This window comes from Curtobacterium sp. MCSS17_015 (assembly GCF_003234265.2).
Taxonomy (GTDB): domain Bacteria; phylum Actinomycetota; class Actinomycetes; order Actinomycetales; family Microbacteriaceae; genus Curtobacterium.
The window spans coordinates 2,402,970-2,422,557 of the sequence record NZ_CP126256.1 but is presented as its reverse complement, the minus strand read 5'-3'; the positions used below and the strand labels follow the sequence as shown (position 1 = coordinate 2,422,557).

Annotated in this window: 18 protein-coding genes; 6 read left to right on the top strand and 12 right to left on the bottom strand. The window is 72.5% G+C overall.

The window, feature by feature from the left end; translation table 11 throughout:
• Window positions 1-10: 10 nt before the first annotated feature.
• Window positions 11-1,288, top strand: coding sequence for an FAD-binding protein (locus DEJ18_RS11460; protein WP_258376981.1), 1,278 nt, complete (start codon window positions 11-13; stop codon window positions 1,286-1,288).
• 537 nt (window positions 1,289-1,825) lie between these two features.
• The gene (locus DEJ18_RS11455) at window positions 1,826-2,683 is read left to right on the top strand and encodes a cation-transporting ATPase (protein WP_111211129.1); all 858 of its coding nucleotides are present in this window, start codon (window positions 1,826-1,828) and stop codon (window positions 2,681-2,683) included.
• 63 nt (window positions 2,684-2,746) lie between these two features.
• On the opposite strand, the gene DEJ18_RS11450 is transcribed toward DEJ18_RS11455, so the two are convergent.
• Entirely contained in the window at window positions 2,747-4,075 is a 1,329-nt protein-coding gene (locus DEJ18_RS11450; RefSeq protein WP_111211128.1) for a GNAT family N-acetyltransferase, read from the bottom strand.
• A gap of 103 nt (window positions 4,076-4,178) precedes the next feature.
• Entirely contained in the window at window positions 4,179-4,706 is a 528-nt protein-coding gene (locus DEJ18_RS11445; protein ID WP_111211127.1) for a hypothetical protein, read from the bottom strand.
• A 230-nt stretch (window positions 4,707-4,936) separates the two neighbouring features.
• Between DEJ18_RS11445 and DEJ18_RS11440 the strand changes: the two genes are divergently transcribed.
• A complete protein-coding gene (locus DEJ18_RS11440; protein WP_181434247.1) occupies window positions 4,937-6,487 on the top strand; it encodes a Mur ligase family protein in 1,551 nt (516 codons plus the stop codon).
• Here DEJ18_RS11440 and DEJ18_RS11435 read toward each other — a convergent pair.
• From DEJ18_RS11435 to DEJ18_RS11420, 4 genes are all read right to left on the bottom strand, one after another.
• Window positions 6,454-7,149 (bottom strand): signal peptidase I, encoded by a 696-nt coding sequence (locus DEJ18_RS11435; RefSeq protein ID WP_111211125.1) that lies wholly within the window; start codon window positions 7,147-7,149, stop codon window positions 6,454-6,456. The two genes, DEJ18_RS11440 and DEJ18_RS11435, sit on opposite strands and share 34 nt — an antisense overlap.
• Window positions 7,146-8,024, bottom strand: coding sequence for a hypothetical protein (locus DEJ18_RS11430; RefSeq protein WP_111082397.1), 879 nt, complete (start codon window positions 8,022-8,024; stop codon window positions 7,146-7,148). Before DEJ18_RS11430 ends, DEJ18_RS11435 begins: the two co-directional genes overlap by 4 nt.
• Window positions 8,021-8,623: a TasA family protein gene (locus DEJ18_RS11425; protein WP_146241607.1), complete on the bottom strand. Its 603-nt coding sequence runs from the start codon at window positions 8,621-8,623 to the stop codon at window positions 8,021-8,023. Before DEJ18_RS11425 ends, DEJ18_RS11430 begins: the two co-directional genes overlap by 4 nt.
• Before the next feature lie 106 nt (window positions 8,624-8,729).
• Window positions 8,730-9,278 carry an alternate-type signal peptide domain-containing protein gene (locus tag DEJ18_RS11420; protein WP_111082400.1) on the bottom strand — a complete coding sequence of 183 codons (549 nt, stop codon included), beginning with the start codon at window positions 9,276-9,278 and terminating at the stop codon, window positions 8,730-8,732.
• A 315-nt stretch (window positions 9,279-9,593) separates the two neighbouring features.
• On the opposite strand from DEJ18_RS11420, the gene pnuC reads away from it, so the two are divergent.
• Together pnuC and DEJ18_RS11410 are read left to right on the top strand one after the other, a co-directional pair.
• Window positions 9,594-10,259 (top strand): nicotinamide riboside transporter PnuC, encoded by a 666-nt coding sequence (gene pnuC / locus DEJ18_RS11415; protein WP_111211124.1) that lies wholly within the window; start codon window positions 9,594-9,596, stop codon window positions 10,257-10,259.
• Window positions 10,260-10,278: 19 nt separating this feature from the next.
• Entirely contained in the window at window positions 10,279-10,971 is a 693-nt protein-coding gene (locus tag DEJ18_RS11410; protein WP_111211123.1) for a hypothetical protein, read from the top strand.
• Window positions 10,972-11,019: 48 nt separating this feature from the next.
• Here DEJ18_RS11410 and DEJ18_RS11405 read toward each other — a convergent pair whose 3' ends face one another.
• The 6 genes from DEJ18_RS11405 to DEJ18_RS11380 all read right to left on the bottom strand — a co-directional run bounded on the left by DEJ18_RS11405 (window position 11,020) and on the right by DEJ18_RS11380 (window position 18,238).
• Window positions 11,020-12,252 (bottom strand): ABC transporter permease, encoded by a 1,233-nt coding sequence (locus tag DEJ18_RS11405; RefSeq protein ID WP_111211122.1) that lies wholly within the window; start codon window positions 12,250-12,252, stop codon window positions 11,020-11,022.
• Window positions 12,249-13,217, bottom strand: a complete 969-nt coding sequence (locus DEJ18_RS11400) for an ABC transporter ATP-binding protein (protein WP_258371205.1) — start codon at window positions 13,215-13,217, stop codon at window positions 12,249-12,251. The genes DEJ18_RS11405 and DEJ18_RS11400 overlap by 4 nt, the downstream gene beginning before the upstream one ends.
• A 129-nt stretch (window positions 13,218-13,346) precedes the next feature.
• Window positions 13,347-15,035 carry a glycoside hydrolase family 13 protein gene (locus DEJ18_RS11395; protein ID WP_111211121.1) on the bottom strand — a complete coding sequence of 563 codons (1,689 nt, stop codon included), beginning with the start codon at window positions 15,033-15,035 and terminating at the stop codon, window positions 13,347-13,349.
• A gap of 37 nt (window positions 15,036-15,072) precedes the next feature.
• The gene (locus DEJ18_RS11390; protein WP_111082405.1) at window positions 15,073-15,993 is read right to left on the bottom strand and encodes a carbohydrate ABC transporter permease; all 921 of its coding nucleotides are present in this window, start codon (window positions 15,991-15,993) and stop codon (window positions 15,073-15,075) included.
• The gene (locus DEJ18_RS11385) at window positions 15,993-16,925 is read right to left on the bottom strand and encodes a carbohydrate ABC transporter permease (protein WP_258376980.1); all 933 of its coding nucleotides are present in this window, start codon (window positions 16,923-16,925) and stop codon (window positions 15,993-15,995) included. The genes DEJ18_RS11390 and DEJ18_RS11385 overlap by 1 nt, the downstream gene beginning before the upstream one ends.
• Before the next feature lie 11 nt (window positions 16,926-16,936).
• Window positions 16,937-18,238 carry an extracellular solute-binding protein gene (locus DEJ18_RS11380; RefSeq protein ID WP_111211120.1) on the bottom strand — a complete coding sequence of 434 codons (1,302 nt, stop codon included), beginning with the start codon at window positions 18,236-18,238 and terminating at the stop codon, window positions 16,937-16,939.
• Between the two features lie 131 nt (window positions 18,239-18,369).
• On the opposite strand from DEJ18_RS11380, the gene DEJ18_RS11375 reads away from it, so the two are divergent.
• A complete protein-coding gene (locus tag DEJ18_RS11375; RefSeq protein ID WP_111211119.1) occupies window positions 18,370-19,578 on the top strand; it encodes an ROK family protein in 1,209 nt (402 codons plus the stop codon).
• Window positions 19,579-19,588 lie beyond the last annotated feature (10 nt).

Below are 19,588 nucleotides of genomic sequence, written 5' to 3'. Positions count from 1 at the left end.
GATGAGCGACGTGATCGACGACGACACCACCACCGCAGCCCACACCCGCACCAACTGGGCGGGGAACGTCACCTACTCGGCGAGCCACCTGGCGGAACCGACGAGTCTCGACGAACTCCAGCGGCTGGTCGCCTCGACCCCGCGCCTGACGGCGCTCGGGTCCCGGCACTCGTTCAACACGATCGCCGACACCGACGCGGTGCAGGTGACGCTCACGGGCCTCCCGCCCGAACTCGACGTGGACGGCGAGCGACGCGTGGCCCGCGTCGCCGCCGGCCTCACGCACGCCCAGGTGGCCGTCGACCTGGAGGCCCGTGGCTGGGCGCTCGCGAACCTCGCGTCCCTGCCGCACATCTCCGTCGCCGGTGCCGTCGCCACGGGCACCCACGGCTCGGGTGTCGGGAACGCCTCGCTGGCGCAGTCGGTCGTCGGGGTCGAGATCGTGCGGGCCTCGGGGGAGGTCGAGCTCGTCGGTGCGGACGACCCCCGGCTCGACGCGCACCGGGTCGCGCTCGGCGCCCTCGGCGTCGTCGTCGCGGTGCACCTCGCCGTCGAGCCGAGCTACCGCGTCGCCCAGACGGTGCACACCGGGCTCGGGTGGGACGTCGTCGACGCGCAGTTCGAGCAGATCATGTCGGCCGGCTACAGCGTCAGCATGTTCACCGGGTACACCGCCGACGGCGTCCGGCAGATCTGGACGAAGCGGCGCGAGGACCGGGACGACGCGGTCATCGACCTCGCCGCACTCGGGGCCGTCGCCGGCGCCGAACCGATCCACCCCGTACCGGGCAGCGAGACCGCCGGGGTCACCGAGCAGGGCGGTGTGCCGGGCCCCTGGCACGAGCGGCTCCCGCACTTCCGGTCGTCGTTCACCCCGTCCGCCGGAGCGGAGATCCAGGCGGAGTACATGGTCGCCGCCACGGACGCCGTCCCCGCGATCCAGGCGCTCCGCGAGATCGGCGAGGCCATCGCGCCGGTCCTGTACGTCTCGGAGATCCGTCGGATCGCAGCCGACGACGCCTGGCTCGCGCCGAGTTCGGAGCGGGACTCCGTGGCCTTCCACTTCACGTTCCGCCGACAGGCCGAGGACGTGGCCGTCGCGCTGCCGCTCATCGAGAACGCCCTCGCGCCCTTCGCTCCCCGTCCGCACTGGGGGAAGGTCACCGCGGCGACGCCGGAGCGGCTGCACCAGGTCTACCCGCAGCTCGGGGCGTTCGCGGCACTCGCGCGGGACCTCGACCCGCAGGGCCGGTTCCGCAACCCGTTCCTGGACCGCGTGCTCGGCTGACGCGCGCGGCGCAGTCGACCGGAGCGCCCCGCACCGCTGGATGCGGCGCGGGGCGCCCGTGTCACTGGCCCGTGCGGCGCAGGTCGAGCAGGAACCGGGCGAGGGTCACGAGCAAACTCGCGATCCCCAACCACGGGACCTGACGCCTGGGCCGGCGTTCGGTGTCGTGCGACATCGAGTACCTCCTGGTGTCATCGCCGGCGGACACGAGGAGCGTGAGCCAGGGGTGTGCCGCCGAGCGGGCTCGGCTACACTGTTCCCGAGTGCTGAACTCGGGGAACGGTGTCTTCCCCTGGCCCTCCACTCGGAGAGCGAACCGAAGCCCGGGACTGTTTGCCCAGTCCCGGGCTTCACTCGTCCGCCCTGAACGCGCTCCGGCGGTCGCGCGCTCGCCGTCCAGCCTAACGGCCTGATACACGTATTCCAGTTGCGCGTTGCCACTGCGTCGCCGCCGCTCACAGGGGATCCCGGGGGAGTGCACCGGCAGCGCACCGGAGCACTGCCGCGTGCGCACATGTGAGGACGCAAAGGTCAGGTATGGCGAACCTGAACCGCATCCTCGGCATGGCCTCGAAGGTCATCGACAAGCAACTCCAGAAGCGCTCCGGCCAGCCCGGGGCCGGGAACCAGGGCGGTGCGCAGCAGCCGGGCGGCATGCAGCAGTACCGGCAGCCCGGTCGATCGGGTGGCACCGACTGGCGCAGCCTGGTCCGGACGGCCGCGGACAGGTTGACCGGTGACGACCGGAGCGGGCACGACTCCGCGCGGCAGCCGCAGCAGCCGACCGGACAGCAGCCGTACGGGCAGCCGACCGGTGGGCGACCCGCACGCACGCCCGCGACCGATGCCGACCGCGTGGCGATCGCGAAGTACGACTACCTGCTGAAGACCGCGGACCCCGAGCGTCTGGAGCAGGCGCACCACGACGCGTTCGCTCGCCTGACCCCGGAGCAGCGACAGCAGGTGCTCCAGCGACTCAACGCCGAGGTCCCGCAGCACGACCGGTCGACCGATGCGTCCCCGGCCGGCTTGGCGAGGGCCGCGACCCGGGGCGAGACGAGCCGTCCGGGGACGATGCGGAAGGTCCTCGCCGGCACCGCGATCGGTGGCGGAGCACTCGCGGTCGGCGGACTCGCGGTGGCGGTCGCGGGCGGCGCGGTCCTCAGCGCGGCAGCGGGACCGGTGCTCGCGCAGGCGGCTGACCTCGGTGTCGACTTCGAGGGCGTCGTGTCCGGCCTGGGCGACACCGTGAGCGGTGGGCTCGGTGACCTCGGCGGTGGCGTCGAGGGTGTCGCCGCACAGGGCGAGCAGGCACTCGGCGGGCTCGGCGACCAGGTCGGGAACCTCAGCGAGGGCTTCCAGTGGCCCGGGATCGGCGACTTCTTCGACCGCTGAGCCGGTCTGGAGGTCGCCCCCCTGGTCGGCCGTCGGCGTGCGCCCCGACGGACCAGGCCGGCCTCAGAAGTACGTGATCCCGTGCGGCGTGCGCGGCGGGGTCAGCATCGACCGCAGCAGGGTCGGGGCGGCCTCGTCGGCGGCGAGCAGCAGCCCGGCGGCCGCCAGGGTCTGCGGCGACACCGACCCGATGAGCACCGCTCCGAGGTCGGCGACGTCCAGCGCGATGTCGGAGCCGGCCGCGTCGGCGTCGTCGGCCAGCCGGGTGACGGTGCCACGGGCCTCCCGGACGTCGAGCCGGTACGTACCGGACGCATGGCCGAGCGCATCCGTGACCGCGAGCGTGAGCGTGCCGTCGACCGCGTACGGGCGAGACTCGAGCACGGCGGCGACGTCCAGGACGCGGAGCCAGACGTGGTCCTCCTCGTGGTCGACGTCGAACGCGCGGTTGTCGGCGACGGCGGCGACGATCGGATCGTCCAGACGCGAGCGGTCGTAGACGACCACGTCGTTCAGGTCGATCGAGAGCAGGAACTCCCACAGCGACAGGTAGGCCTCGTCGGTCACGTAGACGAGGTCGACGACCTCGACGCGGGTGTCCTCACCGGTCTTGCCCTCGACGACGCGCCAGGTGACGTAGCCGTCGACCTCGTCCGAGCCGTCGGGGCGGTGCACGGCGGCGCGGACGTCCTTCGCCTTCTGTCCGTCGCGGCCGATCTCCCCGAACACGATCGGCCACGTGCCGGTGTTGCGGACCATCGAGCCCGGTGTGCGGGCGTGGAACCGGGCGAAGACCTCCTCGCCGACGCCGTCCGCGAGCCACTGCGGCGGGACCACCGCGACCGTGCCGGTGGTCGGCGCGAGGAAGGGGAGCGCGCGGGCGCGGCGGACACGGACCGCACGCTCGCGGATGGCGCAGCCGAACCCGAAGCGGCGGTAGATCGTGCCCTCGGACGCCGTGAGGGACGCCATCGCGTACCCCTCGGCGACACCGCGCTCGAGCGCGTGCGTCATCATCCGCCGGAGGATCCCGCGCCGACGCTCGGTCGGGCGGACGGTCACCGCGGACACCGCCTGTGTGTCGATCGCGGTCCCGTCGCCCCAGCTGAGTGCCTTCCGGAACCACGTGAACGTGCCGGCGGGCCAGGTCTCGTCGACCGACCCCGGCGCTGGCTGTCGGACGTACACCCCGAGGAAGGTCTCCTGGTCGGCGATCATGTGCGCCGCCATGCGGGCTGCCGCTTCGTCGGTCTCGGTCGGCTCGTGGAAGCCGAGGCCGACGGCGTCCATCCACGGCTTCGTCCTGCTGTCCGGAGCTCCCTGGTCGTCGGTCCCCGGGTGGAACTCCCGGAGCTCGTAGCGGTCGGCGGACGCGTCGTTGATCGATCCCACGTGGCCGACCCTACCGGCGTCCGGTGGCGGTCGTCAGGGCATCCGGCGGGCGGCCTCCTGGGCGACGACCCGGTCGCGTCGGGGACGGTACGGGGGTCGCTTGCTAGTCCGTCGCGCCGCGGGGTGGGTCGACGAGCAGGGCGACGCGGTCGTCGAGGTAGTCGGCGAGCGGCACGTCGGTGCCCGCCGTCGCCGACCAGCGGACCCGGGGGGTGCCGTCGCGGACGAACAGCGTGCCGTTGCCGTCGACCAGGGAGTCGTCGAGGGGGATCGGCGTCGCGCCGTGGTTCACGGTGTCGCCGGGGGCGAAGTGCCCCTTCGCTGCGGCTGCCCGGTAGGCGCGGCGGACCTCGGCGGACACGGACACGAACTGCGCGCGACCGGCCTCGGTGACCCGGGTGATGGACCCGGTCGACCACACCCGCCCGGCCGTCTCGGGCGAGGACCCGAGCAGCAGCGCCCCGACGCGCCAGACCCGGCCGAGCGAGCGGATCGTCGGGTCGCGTCGGATCCCGAGTACCGGCTTCGGCTCGACGTACTCCCCGAGCGCCTCGTCCCGGGTACCGGCCGCACCGAGTCGGTCCGCCGCCCCGGTGAGCAGCACCCGCGCCCGCTCCACCCCGTCCGTCACCCGCCAGAGCCTAGACGCGTCGGGATGGTCGAGCGGTCGGGGTACGAGCAGCTGTGGCCGCGCTCGGTTCGTTGGGGTTCACTGGTGGTCCGGTCTGAGTCTGACTGTCGCGACAGCTGCGTCACCGACGACGTGACCGGGCGGTCGGCACCCTGGCCACCGCACCACGACGTCCGTCGCATCGATGCTCGTCGACCCCGACGACCACCGCTCCTGCCGAGGAGGACATCGTGCCGCACGCCTTCGACCCCGAGCGCCCCCGGCGGGTCGCGCTGGCCGACGTCGCGGCGGCAGCCGGCGCGGGGCCGCTGACCGGGACTGCCGCACGGACCGTCGTCACGGGCGCCGCGGTCGCCACCGAGGACCTCCGCCCCGGGTGGCTCTTCGTCGCCGTGCCCGGCCGTCGTGGTCACGGTTCCCAGCACGTCGAGACCGCCCGGGCTGCCGGCGCGGTGGCGGTCCTCACGGACGACGCCGGGGCGCGCGACGCTGTGCTCGCGGGACTGCCGACCCTCGTCGTCCCGGACCCGCGCGCGGTCCTCGGTGCGGTCGCCCGGGTGGTCTCCGGCGGCGCCGACCTCGGGTTCCCGCTGTTCGGTGTCACCGGGACCAACGGCAAGACCTCCACCGTCTCGGTCCTCGACGCGGTCATGCAGCGCCTCGGATGGACCACCGCCATGACCTCCACCGCCGAACGCCGGATCGCCGACGAGGTCGTCGCGAGCCGGTTGACGACGCCGGAGGCCACGGAACTCCACGCGTTCCTCGCGTGTGCCCGCGAACGCCGCGTCGACGGAGCCGCGGTCGAGGTCAGTGCACAGGGGCTCACGCGCCACCGCGTCGACGGCGTGTGGTTCGACGTCGCCGGGTTCACGAACCTCAGCCACGACCACCTCGACGACTACGCGGACATGGACGACTACCTCCGCGCGAAGGTGCAGTTGTTCCAACCCGACCGGGCCGGACGCGGCGTCGTGTCGCTCGACTCTGCCGCCGGTCGCGCCGTCGTCCGGGCGAGCGGGATCCCGGTCGAGACGGTCACGAGCGACCCGGGCACGTCCGCGGACTGGCGGGTCACGGTCCTGGAACAACGCCCCGACGGCACCCGCTTCCGCATATACGGCCCGGGCGTGCACGTGACGACCGAAGTGCCGTTGCTCGGCCGGCACATGGCGGCGAACGTCGGGCTGGCGGTCGCGATGCTCCGTGCCGGTGGTGTCCCCGCGGACGACCTCGTCGCGGCGGTCGACGGCGGGCTCGACGTCGTCGTGCCGGGGCGGATGGCCGACGCGTCGAGTGTGACGGGCCCGCGCGTGTTCGTCGACTTCGCGCACACCCCCGACGCGTTCGCGAAGAGCCTCGCGGCGATCCGTGCGTTCGCCAGCGGCCCGGTGGCGATCGTTCTCGGCGCGGACGGCGACCGCGACCCGAGCAAGCGCGGTCCCATGGGCGCGGTGGCGGCGACGATGGCGGACCTCGTGGTCGTCGCCGACCACCATCCGCGGTTCGAGGACCCGGACGCCATCCGGGCCGCGGTCCTGGACGGTGCCCGGCGGTCCGGGGGGACGGTGACCGTCGTGGAACTGGCGGACCCGGCGCAGGCGATCCGCCACGCCCTCGCCGCGGTGGGGGAGGACGGTGTCGTGTACTGGGCCGGTCCGGGGCTGACCGACTACCGGGACGTCCGCGGCGTCCACGTGCCGTACTCGTCCTTCCGGGACGCACAGGCCGCGCTCGCGGAGGCCGGTCACCCTGCGCGGGAGGCCGTCTCCGCCGTGTGACCGTCGCGGGCGACGTGGTCACGGCCCGCCCGGCGACGTTCCGCCCGGCGCCGACGCCGACGCATGGCGGAGACCGTCCCGGTGCTGATCATCACGACGCCGTAGGCGAGAAACAGGCCAGCGAGTGTCGGCAGCAGCCAGGTCCGGGACCCGTTCACCACCTGGTTGACCGCGCCGAGCCCGGGCACGCTGTACCAGACCTCGCCGCGGACCTGCGCCGGGATCACGGGGTCGGCGTCGGCCTCGGCGTTCGCGTCGCCGCGGAACACGAACGTCCGGGAGCCGTCCGAGGACGCACCGATCGCGACGACCCGGTGGGTGACCACCTCCGGCCGCCCGGAGACGAGCTGGTAGGTGACGACGTCCCCGACCCGGATGTCCTCGGGTGCAACCGGACGGACGACGACGAGCGTCCCCGCCGGCAGGGTCGGCTCCATCGACTGCGTCAGCACGGAGAGCGGCACCGAGCCGGTGGCCTTCGGGACCACCACGAGTACGACGGCCAACGCCGCCACGAGCAGGACCAGCCCGGTGCTCAGACCGAGTCCGACCGCGCGGAGGAGCGCCGGGACCCCGGTCGTGACGCGACGGACGGCGGGGCGGGCGGCGTGGCGGGGCTGGGACGCGCCTCCCGACCGGGTGCCGCTGCTGATCGCGGTCATGCGCCGCACCGGATGGCGGGGCCGTCCTGCTGCGTGAACAGGGTCACCGGCCCGGAACCGGCGATGTCGTCGGTCGGCTGCCCAGCGTCGTCGAGGACGCGGACGTCCACGGTCACGGGCCCGGCGGGGGTGCCCTGCGGGAGGTCCACCGGGGCGATCTGGATCGACCCGTGGTAGCCCTGGTCGGCCGCGCCGACCCGCTTCTCGCCCACGTAGGCGGCGTAGTAGGTGGTGTCCGAGCGTGTACCCCGGGCCCAGGCCACGTCGACGTAGTTGCCGTCGTGGTCCGTGCAGGTGAACGCGGGGAGGCCGGTGCCCGTGTTGAGGTACAGCCCGCCCGAGACGGTGGCGGACACCCAACTCCCGTTCGCGGTCGTCAGCTCGAGGTGCACGTCCGTGGTCGCCCGCGGGGGTGCGTCTGCCCGGATCGTCGACCGGATGCACCACACGGCGTCGGCGCCCGGCCCGAGGCGGGACACCAGGCTCGGGAGTGCGGCCCAGGTCCCTCGGACGGCACCGCTGCCGACGACCGCGGTCGCGGTGCATGCACCGGCCGACGGGACGGGCCACGCCACGACGTCGACGGTCTGGGCGAGTGCGACGGACCCGGCCGCCACCAGGACGCGCGTCGCGGTGGTGCCCGCGATGTTCCCGGTGTTCCGCAGGGTGACCGGGCGGGTGAGAGTCGGGTCCGCGGCGGTGAAGGTCGTCGTGATAGCCTCGGTGCCCGTGATGCCCGCGACCACCTTGCCGTTCGTGACGCTGGACGCGGTGGTCCCGGTCGCGGTCCACAGCGCCCAAGCGACGGAGGAGCCGCCGCCGACGAACGCGGCGACGAGCACCACGGCGAGCAGGACCCGGAGGCGGGCGGTCACGCCGCCACCTGCGTCCCCGTCACCGTCAGGGTGAAGTCGGTCACGGCACCGGAGACGGTCTGCGGCGCGTCCGCGTCGAGGACCACCTCGACGCAGGCCGTGCCCGTGACCCCGACCGGCAGCGTGTAGTAGCCGCTCCCGGTGTCGAACGTGGTCGGCCGGGCGCTGTAGCCGCCGAGCCCGGCCCGGCAGTCGGAAGCCCGCGCCACCGCGGCGAGACGCACGGTGAGCTCGTCGAGCACGGCGGCGGCCGGGACCGACGGGCTGTAAGCGACCTTCGTCCCGGTCAACGCGAGCCGGATGGAGAGCGGGACCGTGCCGGTGTTCCGGACCGTGAACGTCCCCGTCGTGCTCGTCCCCGGCGCGAGCGGTGCCGCGTCCCCGACGCTCATCGCCGTGACGGCGAGGGTCGCCGTGCCCGACCGGATCGTGACAGCGTCGGTCTCGGCGGAGCTGTTCCACAGGGCGTACGTGCTCCCGCTGCTCACCACGGCGGCGGTCACGGTCACGGTCGCGACGAGTGCGGCGCCGAGCGCCCGGACCCGGTGCCGACGACGGGGCGCGCGGTGGCGTCCCGTCGTCGGTGTGGTCCTCGTCATGGTCGTCCCCCTGGACGTCGCGGTCCTCGTGGTGTGACGGACGACGGGCGGGTCAGGGGCCCGCCGTCCGCCGTGTCCGGGTCGCCGTCCGCTCCCGGGCGGTGGCTCAGGAACCGATGGCGGTCTGGGTGAGCGTGAACGCGAGCGCGCCGACGTCCACGGTGCCGCCCTGGCCGGTGGTCGCGGACTCGGGCAGGCTGATGGTGAAGACGACCTGGACGGTCGACCGGGCTCGGGACGGCGTGACCTCGAAGGCCGTGGCGGAGGTCCTGCGGAGCGCGGCACTCGACGAGGTGACCTCGAGGTCCTGCGTGCTCGCGTCGATGAGCTCCTGGTCACCGGTGATGCTCTGCGGCGCGTACGTGAGCAGGGCGCGGAGGTCCGTGCCGGTCGCGCCGACCACGAGGGTCTGCGTGAAGCGGTAGGTGTTGCCCGGGACCATGAGCACCTCCGCCGGGTCGATGGGAGTGGACCTCCCGTTCGTGATGTCGGTCCAGGCGCCGTCGTCGTTCGCCGTCAGGCTGAAGGTGCCGGAGCTCACCCCGGTCGCGGCACTGCTGGCCTGCGCGTTCCACAGGGCGAAGGAACCCGCTCCGCCGAGGAGGAGTGCGACCCCGGCGGCGCTCGCGATGGTGCCGGTCACGATCTTGTGCATGGATGTTCCGTTCCTGCGCAGGGCAGCGCTGTTGGCGTCATGGACTTCGGGAGAGCCCGACGGGACGGCTGTCACCGACCCCTGCGTGCAGGGGGCGCGGCTGACCGGTGCCGGAGGACGACCGGCTGCCCAGGAGTGAGGGAAGCTCGGGCTCGGTCGTCCTGTGGTCGAACCTACCCGGTCCCCCATACTGCGGACAGGGCAGTATGCGTCCGCATCGTCCCCAGTTCGGGGGAGGGGGCCCAGCCGCGCGCGTCGGCCTCGGAATGTGTACCGGGTCGTTGCAGTTGCATCGACCGGATCGAGGAGGGTCTCATGGGCTTCGTGCGGTGGTTGTTCGACGCACAACTCGTCATCGGTGACCAGACGGTGCTGTGGCGTGAGGTGATCGGCAACGCGTTCGGCCTGCTCAGCGCCCTCGGCGGCATGCGTCGCAAGGTGTGGGCCTGGCCGGTCGGGATCGCCGGCAACGCCCTCCTCTTCACGGTCTTCATGGGGTCGCTCTTCGACACCCCGAACCCGGTCAACCTGCTCGGTCAGGCCGGTCGGCAGGTCATGTTCATCCTCGTCAGCGTGTACGGCTGGTACCGGTGGACGCACCGCGCAGACGACACGGCGCGGGTACTCGAGCCGCGATGGGCGTCCTGGCGGTCCCGGGCCCTGCTCGTCGTCGGGCTGGTCGGCGGCACGGCCCTGCTGACGCCCGTGTTCCGGGCGCTCGGCTCGTACGAGCCGGTGTGGAGCGACGCCTGGATCTTCGTCGGGTCCCTCCTCGCCACCTACGGCATGGCGAAGGGCTGGGTGGAGTTCTGGCTCATCTGGGTGGCCGTCGACCTGGTCGGCGTGCCCCTGCTGTTCTCGGCCGGGTACTACGCCTCGGGCCTGATGTACGTCGTCTACGGCGCGTTCACGCTCGCCGGGTTCTTCGTCTGGATGCAACAGCGCCGCAGGCCGTCGGCGGCACCGGTCACCGTCGGCTGACCCCGGGCATGCTGGGGTCATGAGCGACTCCGCGTTCCGCACCGGCTGGGACGTGTACCGCCGTCAGCGCCGGGCGTTGCTCGATCGTCGGCTCGTGCGGCGTCGGCGGGTGGTCGCCCTCTCGGTGGCCGTGTCGGCCGGAACCGCGATCGTGGTCACGCAGCTGCTCACGTCCTGGGTGCCCGGTGGCGCGGTCCGGCTGGCCGTCGTGCTGCTCGCCACCGCGGTGGCGGCCGGTCTCGTCGCGACGGTGTTCCTGCCGGAGTCACGCCTGCCGGAGTGGCAGGAGGACCGGCAGGACGACCCCGAGTGGCGGCGCACCGAGCGGATCGAGGCGCAGTTCCGTCGCCAGCCGCCCCCGCTGGACCCCGCCGACCGTGCAGCGGTGCTCGCGACGGTCGAGCGGGTCGTCGACCCGCTCGTGGTCTCGATCAGCCGGACCGCGTTCCTCGGGCCCGCCTGGCTGGCGATCTGGGCCGCCGGGCTGGCGCTCGGCGGGACGGGGATGATGTTCATGCTGACCGTGTGGCCGCCGGTGGCCGCGTTCTTCCAGCTCGGTCCGTCGATCGCCCTCGTCCATCGGCTGGGCCGGGTGAGCACCGCCGGCGCGCGGGCGGAGGCGCTGGACCCGGCCGAACCGGTGGCACCGCCGCCGGTGCCACCACGCAACGCGGACCCGCGCGGGTCGAAGGTGCGGCTACCGGGGGACTGACCGGCCGGTCGGCCGGGAGGCGCGTGCCGACCCGCTCCGGGCCTCCCGTCAGCGGGAGCGCGCCACCGTGCGGGACCGCCGCCACCCGGCGACCTGCCTGAGTGTCACCTTCGACCCGTACTGTGCGACCGAGTGCCGGAACAGGTACTCGGAGAACCACAGCAGGGCGACGGCCACCGCGAACACCTCGACGATGCAGACCACCGTCTCGACGACCGACAGCGACCCGACCGCGTTCCGCACCATCGCCGTCACGGGGGTGAACGTCGGGAAGTACGTGAAGAACGCGGCGATCGGCGACGAGGGTGTCGTCATGACGAAGAACGCGGCGTACAGCGGGATGATCACCGCGAAGAGCGCCGCGGACTGCAGCGTCGACGCGTCCTTGATCGTGGGGACCGAGGCGCCGACGGCGACGAACAGTGCGGAAGCGAGCAGCACCCCACCGGCCAGGAGCAGCGCGCCGGCGACCATCCGCCACGGATCGAGCGCGACGCTGCCGACCCGCCCGGCGACGAGGGGCAGCACCACGGCCAGCGAGAGGAGCCCCGGCACCAGGAATACGCCGACCTGCACGAGTCCGACCAGGAGCATCGCGATGACCTTGCCGCGGATGAGCGTGCCGGCGGTGACGGTCGTCAGGATCATCTCGGAGATGCGGTTCTCCTTCTCCTCGACCACGACGGTCACCATCCGGGCGGCGAGCAGGACGACGAGCCCGAAGAACGCGGCGACGTACAGCAGCGGCGGCACGATCGACAGCCACCCGGGGGCGATCTGCCCGTCGGCGTACGTGGTGACGTCGGCGGAGGGTGGGGAACGCAGGATCCGGACGGCCTCGGCGTCGTCGACCTGTGCGGCGACGCTCTGCTCGAGCACCCGTCCCGCGAGCGCCGAGTAGCCGTTGTTCGCGAACAATCCGCGGTCGGCGCCGAGGACGGTGACCGGTGACGTGGACGGCTTCGCGGGGAACTCGATGAACGCGTCGAGGTGCCCGGAGCGCACCGCTGCCCGGTCGGCCGCCGGGTCTTCGGACGGGGACCCGCCCCACTTCGCCGCGACCGTCCGCGACACCAGTCCCGAGTGGTCGACGTAGTGGAACGGCGTCTTGGCCGCCGACCCGCTCGAGACCGCCGAGTCCGTCCCCGCCGCCTGCCCGACGCCGACGAGCAGCGAGACGACGATGACGACGAGGGGGAGGGCGAGCGTCCCGATCCAGAACGCGGGCTTCTTGACCGCTCGGACGAACTCGAACCGGACGACGGTGCCGAGCCGGCTCACCGCGTCGCTCCGGCCGCTGCCACCGCGGCGCCCTGGCGTCGGTCGGCCCGGGCGGCGTCGCTCCCCGCGTCGTGCCCGTAGAGCTGGACGAAGATCTCGTCGAGGGGGATGCGCCGCATCGCGAACCCGGTGACGTGCACCCCGGCGCCGACGAGCTCGGCGAGGATGTCGGACCCGTCGCGGGCGGCGGCAGCCGTGGGCACGAGGTGCGCGACGTGCCCCTCGTGCCGGACGAGCCGGTAGCGGTCGGACGGTGGGACGGGGCCGGTCAGACCGACCTCCGCGACCGCGCCGCCGAAGGCGTCCTGCACCTCGGGGATCGTGCCGTACGCGGCCGCGACGCCGTCCCTGAGGAGCAGGATCCGGTCGCACAGCCGCTCGACCTCGTCCATGTGGTGGGTGACGAGGACGACGGTCGCGCCGTCGGCCTTGCGCTCGTCGACGAGGTCGAGGAGCAGCCGCCGGTTCACCGGGTCGAGGCCCTTCGTCGGTTCGTCGAGGATGAGCAGCCGCGGCCGGTCCATGATCGTGATGCCGAGCTGCACCTTCTGCTGCTGGCCGCCGGAGAGCCTGTCGATGCGGACCTTGGCCTTGTCCGCCAGCCCGACGCGCTCCAGGTAGTCGCTCGACCAGCGCGTCGCCGGACCCCTGGGCATCCCGCGGAGCGCCGCGAAGTACGTCATCACGTCGATGACGGTCTCCTTGCGGTAGAGCCCGCGCTCCTCCGGCAAGTACCCGATGCCGCCCGTGGCCGGCCGGTACGGCTCGCCGTCGATCGTGAGCGTGCCCGCTGTCGGTGCCGTGATGCCGAGCAGGGCGCGGATCGTCGTGGTCTTGCCGGAGCCGTTGCTGCCGAGCAGCCCGAACGTCTCACCGGGGGCGATGTCGAACGTCAGTCCGTCCACGACGTTCCGGTCCCCGAACCGCATGACGAAGTCCCGCACGCTGATGCCTGCTCCGGCCACGCGGCCCCCTCTCGACGTGCCGACCCTACCGAGCCCGACTGACGGCTCCGGCCGCAGCGGTGACCAGACGGCGGACGGGAGGCCCGGCACACGTCGTGCACCGGGCCTCCCGTCCGCCGTCTGGTCGCGTCAGGGACGCAACCAGGCGGTACCCACCCCCGTCAGCACGCCGTCTGCCACCGGCGCACTGGCGAGCAGCAGCTCACCCCGGGGGAGCCGGTACGGCTCGTCGCCGAACACCGTCACGCTCGTCCAGCCGTTCGGGCGACGGAAGGCCAGGACGTCGTCGCGCCCGGTCTCGAGCCACTCGAGGTGTTCCTCGGACTGCAGCGTGCGACGGAGCCGGAGCGCTGCGCGGTACAGGTTGAGGGTCGAATCGGGGTCGGTGTCCTCCGCCTCGACGCTGGAGTCGGCGAACCAGGCCGGCTGCGGCAGGTGGGCGCCATCGGGCCCGAAGCCGAAGGAGGAGCCCTCCCTGGTCCAGGGGATCGGGACGCGGCACCCGTCGCGGCCGACGTCGACGCCCGGGTTCCGGAAGTACGCCGGGTCCTGGCGGTCGGAGTCGGGGATGTCCCCGACCTCGTGCAGGCCGAGCTCCTCGCCCTGGTACAGGTAGGCGGACCCGGGCAGCGCGAGCTCGAGGAGCGTCGCGGCACGGGCACGTCGGAGGCCGAGGTCACGGTCGAGGTCGTCCTGCGAGCCACCGGCGAGCAGCCACGCGCTGCCCTGCTTCTCGGTGGTCGGGGCGTGCTCGGCGTCACCGCTGCGCGGGGGCAGTGCGTAGCGGGTGGCGTGCCGGACGACGTCGTGGTTGGAGAACACCCACGTGGTCGACGAGCCGGACTGCTCCGCCAGTCCGAGGTTGAACTCGATGATCGTCCGGAACGACCCGGCGTCGAAGTCGGCCTCGAGCAGGTCGAAGTTGAAGGCCTGCCCGAGTCCCTCGGCGCTGGCGTAGCGGGCACGTCGGTCGGCGGGGACCCAGGCCTCGGCGACCGCCGTGCGGGCCGGGGTGTACTCCTCGAACACCCGACGCCACTCGGCGTAGATCTCGTGCACCTCGTCGCGGTCCCACAGCGGGTGTGTGCCGTCCTTCGGCAGCGCGGAGACCTCGGCCCACGTCGGCAGGTCGCCCGCGGGCAGGTCCTTCGCCAGGCCGTGCGCCACGTCGATGCGGAACCCGTCCACGCCGCGGTCCGACCAGAACCGGAGCGTGGTGAGGAAGTCGTCCCGGACCTCCCGGTTCGCCCAGTTCAGGTCCGGCTGCTCCTTCGCGAAGCTGTGCAGGTACCACTGGCCGTCGCCGACCGCGGTCCAGGCCGGGCCACCGAAGATGGAGATCCAGTCGGCGGGGGCGTCCTGCCCGGACGGGCCGGTGCCGTCGCGGAACACGTAGCGGTCCCGGGCGGGCGAGCCCTTCGGGGACGCGAGGGCTTCGCGGAACCACTCGTGCCGGTCGCTGGTGTGGTTCGGGACGACGTCGACGATCACCCTGATCCCGGTGTCGTGCAGCGCCGTGACCATCGCGTCGAAGTCGTCGAGTGTGCCGAGTCGCGGGTCGACGTCGCGGTAGTCGTCCACGTCGTAGCCGCCGTCGGCGAGGGCGGACGGGTAGAAGGGGCTGAGCCAGACGGCCTCGACGCCGAGGGACGTCAGGTACGGCACCTTGGCCGTGACGCCGCGGAGGTCGCCGATGCCGTCACCGTCGGCGTCCGCGAAGGACCGCGGGTAGATCTGGTAGACGCTCGCCTGGCGCCACCAGGTCTCGTCGGTGGCGGTGGTCGTCGGCTGCACGGCCGGGTCGAGCACGTCGGTCATGGGGTGCTTCCTTCGTTCGGGGTCGAGATGCTGTCGGTCACTTGATCGCGCCCTGGGTCACGCCGGCCATGACCCACCGCTGGGTGATCAGGTAGACGATGATCGCCGGGGCCATCGCCATCAGGTACGAGGCGAACGACACGTTGTAGTTGTTGCTGAACTGGGTCTGGAACATCTGCTGCAGCACCGGCAGGGTCTGCAGCGCCGGGTCGGAGGTGATCAGCGACGGCATCACGAAGTCGTTCCACGAGGCGAGGAACGCGAAGATGCCGACGGTGGCGCTCATCGGTGCCAGCAGGGGGAACACGAGTCGCCAGAACACCTGCCCCGTGCTCGCACCGTCGATGCGGGCACTCTCCTCCAGCTCGGCCGGGATCGACCGCAGGAACGCGGTGAAGAGCAGCACGCTGAACGACAGCTGGAACATGACGTGCAGGATCGCGACGCCGAACGGGTTGTCGAGTCCGACCAGTCCGGTGAGCTTCACCTGCGACAGCGCGAGCACCGGGAACGGCAGGAACATCGCCGCGAGCAGGTAGAAGAACGACCAGCGGAAGAGCTTGCGGTCCCAGTTCCGGGCGATCGCGTACGCCGTGAACGAGGCGAGCAGGATCGTGCCGGCGACGGTGATCGCGGCGACGAGCACCGAGATGCCGAACGCCCTCGGGAAGTCGGTGAGCTCCCACGCCTGCACGAACCCGTCGACGCTGAACGGCGCCGGCAGCGAGAACGCGTTGCCGTCGACGGCCTGCCCGGTGGTCTTGAAGGCCATCGTCAGCGTCACGTAGAGCGGGACGAGCACGGACAGCGCGCAGAGCACGAGGACGACCGTGACCGGCCAGTTCGCGCTCCGACCGCGACGACCGGCACTGCGGCCGCCGGCGGTCCGATCGGCGTCGACCGACCGCATGCTGCCGGTCGCCGTGGTGGTGGGCTGGAGTGGTGCCTGCAGGGACATCAGAGCGCTGCCTTCCCGCGGGTGGCCCGCAGCTGGATCACGGCGATCACGACGGCGATCACGAAGAAGATCGTCGCGTTGGCCATCTGGTAGGCGTAGTCGCCGCCGTTGAAGCCCTTGAAGATCGACATCGCGACGCTGGTCGTCGAGGTGCCGGGGCCACCGTCGGTGAGGCCGACGATGATGTCGTACGAGTTGAGGAAGTTCTTGAACCCGATGACCAGGTTGATGAGGATGTACCCGGCGGTCAGCGGCACCGTGATCGACACCAGCTGACGCCACGCACTGGCACCGTCGAGCGACGCCGCCTCGTACACGTCGCCGGGGATCGACAGGACCCCGGCGATGTAGATGAGGAGCGTCGAGGGGATCGCCTGCCACGCGGTGACCACCACGATCGCGATCCACGCCAGGTCCGGGTCCGCCAGGATGCTCTGCTCGAGCGGCGCGAACCCGAGCGTGGTCGCGAGCGCCGGCAGGCTGTTGGCGAACAGGAACGAGAACACGTAGGCGATCACGATGCCGGAGATCACCATCGGCAGGACGAACACCGCCCGCAGCGCGATCTTGCCGCGCACCTTCGACGTCAGCGCGATCGCGAGCAGGAACGCGATCGCGTTGACGACGAGCACAGTGACGAGCGAGAACCCGATCGTGAACAGGTACGCCTGCAGGATCGCCGGGTCCGAGAACACCGCCACGTAGTTCGTCATCCCGATGAAGCGGAACTCGCCGAAGCCGACGGAGTTCGTGAAGCTCAGGACGATCCCCATCACCGCCGGCAGCGTGATGGCGAGCGTGAACAGGACGAGGGTGGGGAGCAGGAACGCGAGGAACAGCGGGTCGACGCGTGGCCGCTTGCGCCGTCCGGCCTGGAGGCCCGTGGTCGGGCCGTCGGCACGGCTCGCGGGGGCCTTCGTTGCGAGGGTCATGGTCGTCTCCTTCACGCGGCCGAGCGGAGCGCCAGCCGCGCCCAGTCGGAGTCGAGGGTGCGGAGTTGTCGCTGCGGGTCGCCACCGAAGGCGATCGACTGCGCGTAGTTCGCGACGGGGATCTCGGCGGGGATGAGCTGCGAGGCGCCGAGGTAGAAGGCCGCGTCGTCGTAGTACGACTGCATGCCGCGGAGGGCGGGGTTCGACGCGGGCGGTGCGTCCTTCCGGACGCCGAACCCGTTGTTGTCGGCGTTGTACCGGTCGTTCACCGCCGGGGCCATGAGGAACGACAGGAACTTCCGCGCCGCCTCCTGCTTCCGTGACGCCTCCGGGATCCACAGCGCCAGGTCGACGTTGACCCGGACCTTCCGGTCGGCCGGGTCGTCGGTCACGGGCAGCGGGAACGTGCCGAGGTCCATGTCGGGAGTCGTCTTCGCGATCTCGCCGAGTGCCCACGGACCCTGCAGGTACATCGCCGCCTTGCCCTCGGCGAACGCCAGGTTGCCGTCGCCGTACCCGCGGCTGACGGCGCCGGGCTGGTGCCACTCGCGCAGCTGCGCCATCCGCTCCATCGGGGCCGCGAAGTCCTCCGCGAACGACGGCGCCGAGCCGGTGCCGACCCGGGTGCCGGCCTCGCGGAGCGCCGCGAACGTCGCCGGGGTGTCGATCATCCCGCCGATGCTGTAGTCGAACATGCCCTGCGCGATCGTCCAGTTGTCCTTGAACGTGCCGTACATCGGCGCGATCCCGGCCCGCTGGAGTCGCTCGCAGACGTCCGAGAACTCGGACCAGGTCGTCGGGACGTCGAGTCCCTGCTCCGCGAACAGGCGGCGGTCGTAGATGACCGAGGCGGCGGTCACCGAGTACGGCAGGGCGCTCTTCCGGCCCGGGTAGTCGGCGGTCTGCTCCATGAGGGGCCACAGGTCGGGGTTGATCGTGGCGGCCTCGGGCAGGTCGGAGAGGTCGGTGAGCGCCCCGTGCTCGACGAACGGCACCACCGAGAAGTTGTAGTTCCAGCAACCGAGGTCCGGCGGGCTGTTCCGCACGAAGTTCGCCGACATGCTCGACGTGGAGTCGCGGACCACGCGGATCTTCGACTGGACCTGGTGGAACTGCGTGATGAGGTCGTCGAAGTAGCCGATCACCTCGGGCTTCGACACGTAGAAGCTGATCGTCTCCGGCCGGGACCCCGACGCCCCGACCGGTGCACAGCCGGCGAGTGCGAGGCCGCTGGCGATGCCGCCCGCTCCGAGCAGGAACGACCGCCGGCTCAGCGCGGATGCTCCGGCGGCTCGTGTGGCGCGTGGTTGCACGTCGTCTCCGTTCGCCGGGACCGGCGCCGTCGCCGTCCCGGTGTGCGAGCTGCTCCGATGCGGCGCGCAGGACTAAATATACGGAGAAAATCTAATCACGCAAGCAAGTCGCGTCGCGGTAGTCTCACCCCATGCCGCAGCGTCGAGGGTCTCCCCGTGCCTCCAGTGCGGAGACCGTCCTCGACCACGCGCTCGCCGTCGCCGCGTTCACCGCGACCGAGGCGATGGAGGCCACCGGACTGACGCGCTCCACCGTGCTCGCGGCGTGCGAGGACCTCGTCGCCCGCGGTTGGCTGACCGAACTCGACGACGCGCGTGCCGCGGGGGAGTACCGCATCGGCCGGCCTGCCCGCCGCTACGAACTCGACCCGACCGCGGGGCTCGTCGTCGGGGTCGACGCCGGGCAGCACCGGGTGGCGGCGTACGTCGCCGACCTCCGCGGCACGGTGCTCGCGCGGGCGGAGACCGACCTCGGCACCCGCGGCCTCGACGTCGCCGTCCGCCTCGAGGCCGTCGCGACCACCGTGGCCGCAGCGCTCGCCGAAGCCCCGGCCGACCCCGACCGGGTCCTCGTGACGACCGTCGGCATCCCCGCACCCGTGGACGCCCGCGGTGCCTCACCGGACGACGGCGGGTTCTGGGTGCGGATGAACCCCGGCTTCGACGCCGTGGTGCCCGGGGCACGCGTGGTCGTCGAGAACGACGCGAACCTCGCCGCCATCGCCGAACGGCCGTCGTCCCCCGAGGCCTCGTTCGCCGCGCTCCTGGCGGGGGAGCGGTTCGGCGCCGGTCTCGTCGTCGACGGGGTGCTGCTCCGCGGTGCCCGGGGCGGCGCGGGCGAACTGCGCGCGCTCGAACTCGTCGTGGGCGTCGGGTCGTCCGACGGCCTCGGCGCCGCCGCACGCAGCGCGGTCACCGCGGCGGCGGAAGCGGGCCGGATCGCACCGGACACCCCGCTCGGCCGTGCCGTCGCCCGTGGTGCGCTCGACGCGGGCGCGGTGTTCCGCGCAGCCGGAGCGGGCGATCCCGTGGCCGCCGGAGTGGTGGACCAACTCGGGGACCTGCTCGCCCGGGTCTGCGTGCTGCTCGCGAGCCTGCTCGACATCGACCGCGTGGTCGTCGCCGGAGCGATCGCCGGGCACGCCGGCGCCGTCATCGACCGTGCCGCCGAGGTGCTCGGCAGCGGACGGTTCGACCCGGTGCCCGAGATCGTCGCCTCGACGCTCGGCGCGGACGTCGTCGTGACGGGTGCCGTCGCGCTCGCGCTCGACACGGTCCGGGCGGACCCGCTGACGTTCGAGCTGCGCCCGGCGCACGCGGCGACGGTGGCCGTCGGCTGACAGTCGTTCC

What these genes read in the sequence shown, in the direction of transcription:
- DEJ18_RS11455 (WP_111211129.1), top strand. Translation starts at nt 1,826, where the DNA reads ATGGCGAACCTGAACCGCATCCTCGGCATGGCCTCGAAGGTCATCGAC.
- DEJ18_RS11435 (WP_111211125.1), bottom strand. Translation starts at nt 7,149, where the DNA reads ATGACCGCGATCAGCAGCGGCACCCGGTCGGGAGGCGCGTCCCAGCCC.
- DEJ18_RS11425 (WP_146241607.1), bottom strand. Translation starts at nt 8,623, where the DNA reads ATGACGAGGACCACACCGACGACGGGACGCCACCGCGCGCCCCGTCGT.
- DEJ18_RS11420 (WP_111082400.1), bottom strand. Translation starts at nt 9,278, where the DNA reads ATGCACAAGATCGTGACCGGCACCATCGCGAGCGCCGCCGGGGTCGCA.
- pnuC (WP_111211124.1), top strand. Translation starts at nt 9,594, where the DNA reads ATGGGCTTCGTGCGGTGGTTGTTCGACGCACAACTCGTCATCGGTGAC.
- DEJ18_RS11410 (WP_111211123.1), top strand. Translation starts at nt 10,279, where the DNA reads ATGAGCGACTCCGCGTTCCGCACCGGCTGGGACGTGTACCGCCGTCAG.
- DEJ18_RS11395 (WP_111211121.1), bottom strand. Translation starts at nt 15,035, where the DNA reads ATGACCGACGTGCTCGACCCGGCCGTGCAGCCGACGACCACCGCCACC.
- DEJ18_RS11390 (WP_111082405.1), bottom strand. Translation starts at nt 15,993, where the DNA reads ATGTCCCTGCAGGCACCACTCCAGCCCACCACCACGGCGACCGGCAGC.
- DEJ18_RS11385 (WP_258376980.1), bottom strand. Translation starts at nt 16,925, where the DNA reads ATGACCCTCGCAACGAAGGCCCCCGCGAGCCGTGCCGACGGCCCGACC.
- DEJ18_RS11375 (WP_111211119.1), top strand. Translation starts at nt 18,370, where the DNA reads ATGCCGCAGCGTCGAGGGTCTCCCCGTGCCTCCAGTGCGGAGACCGTC.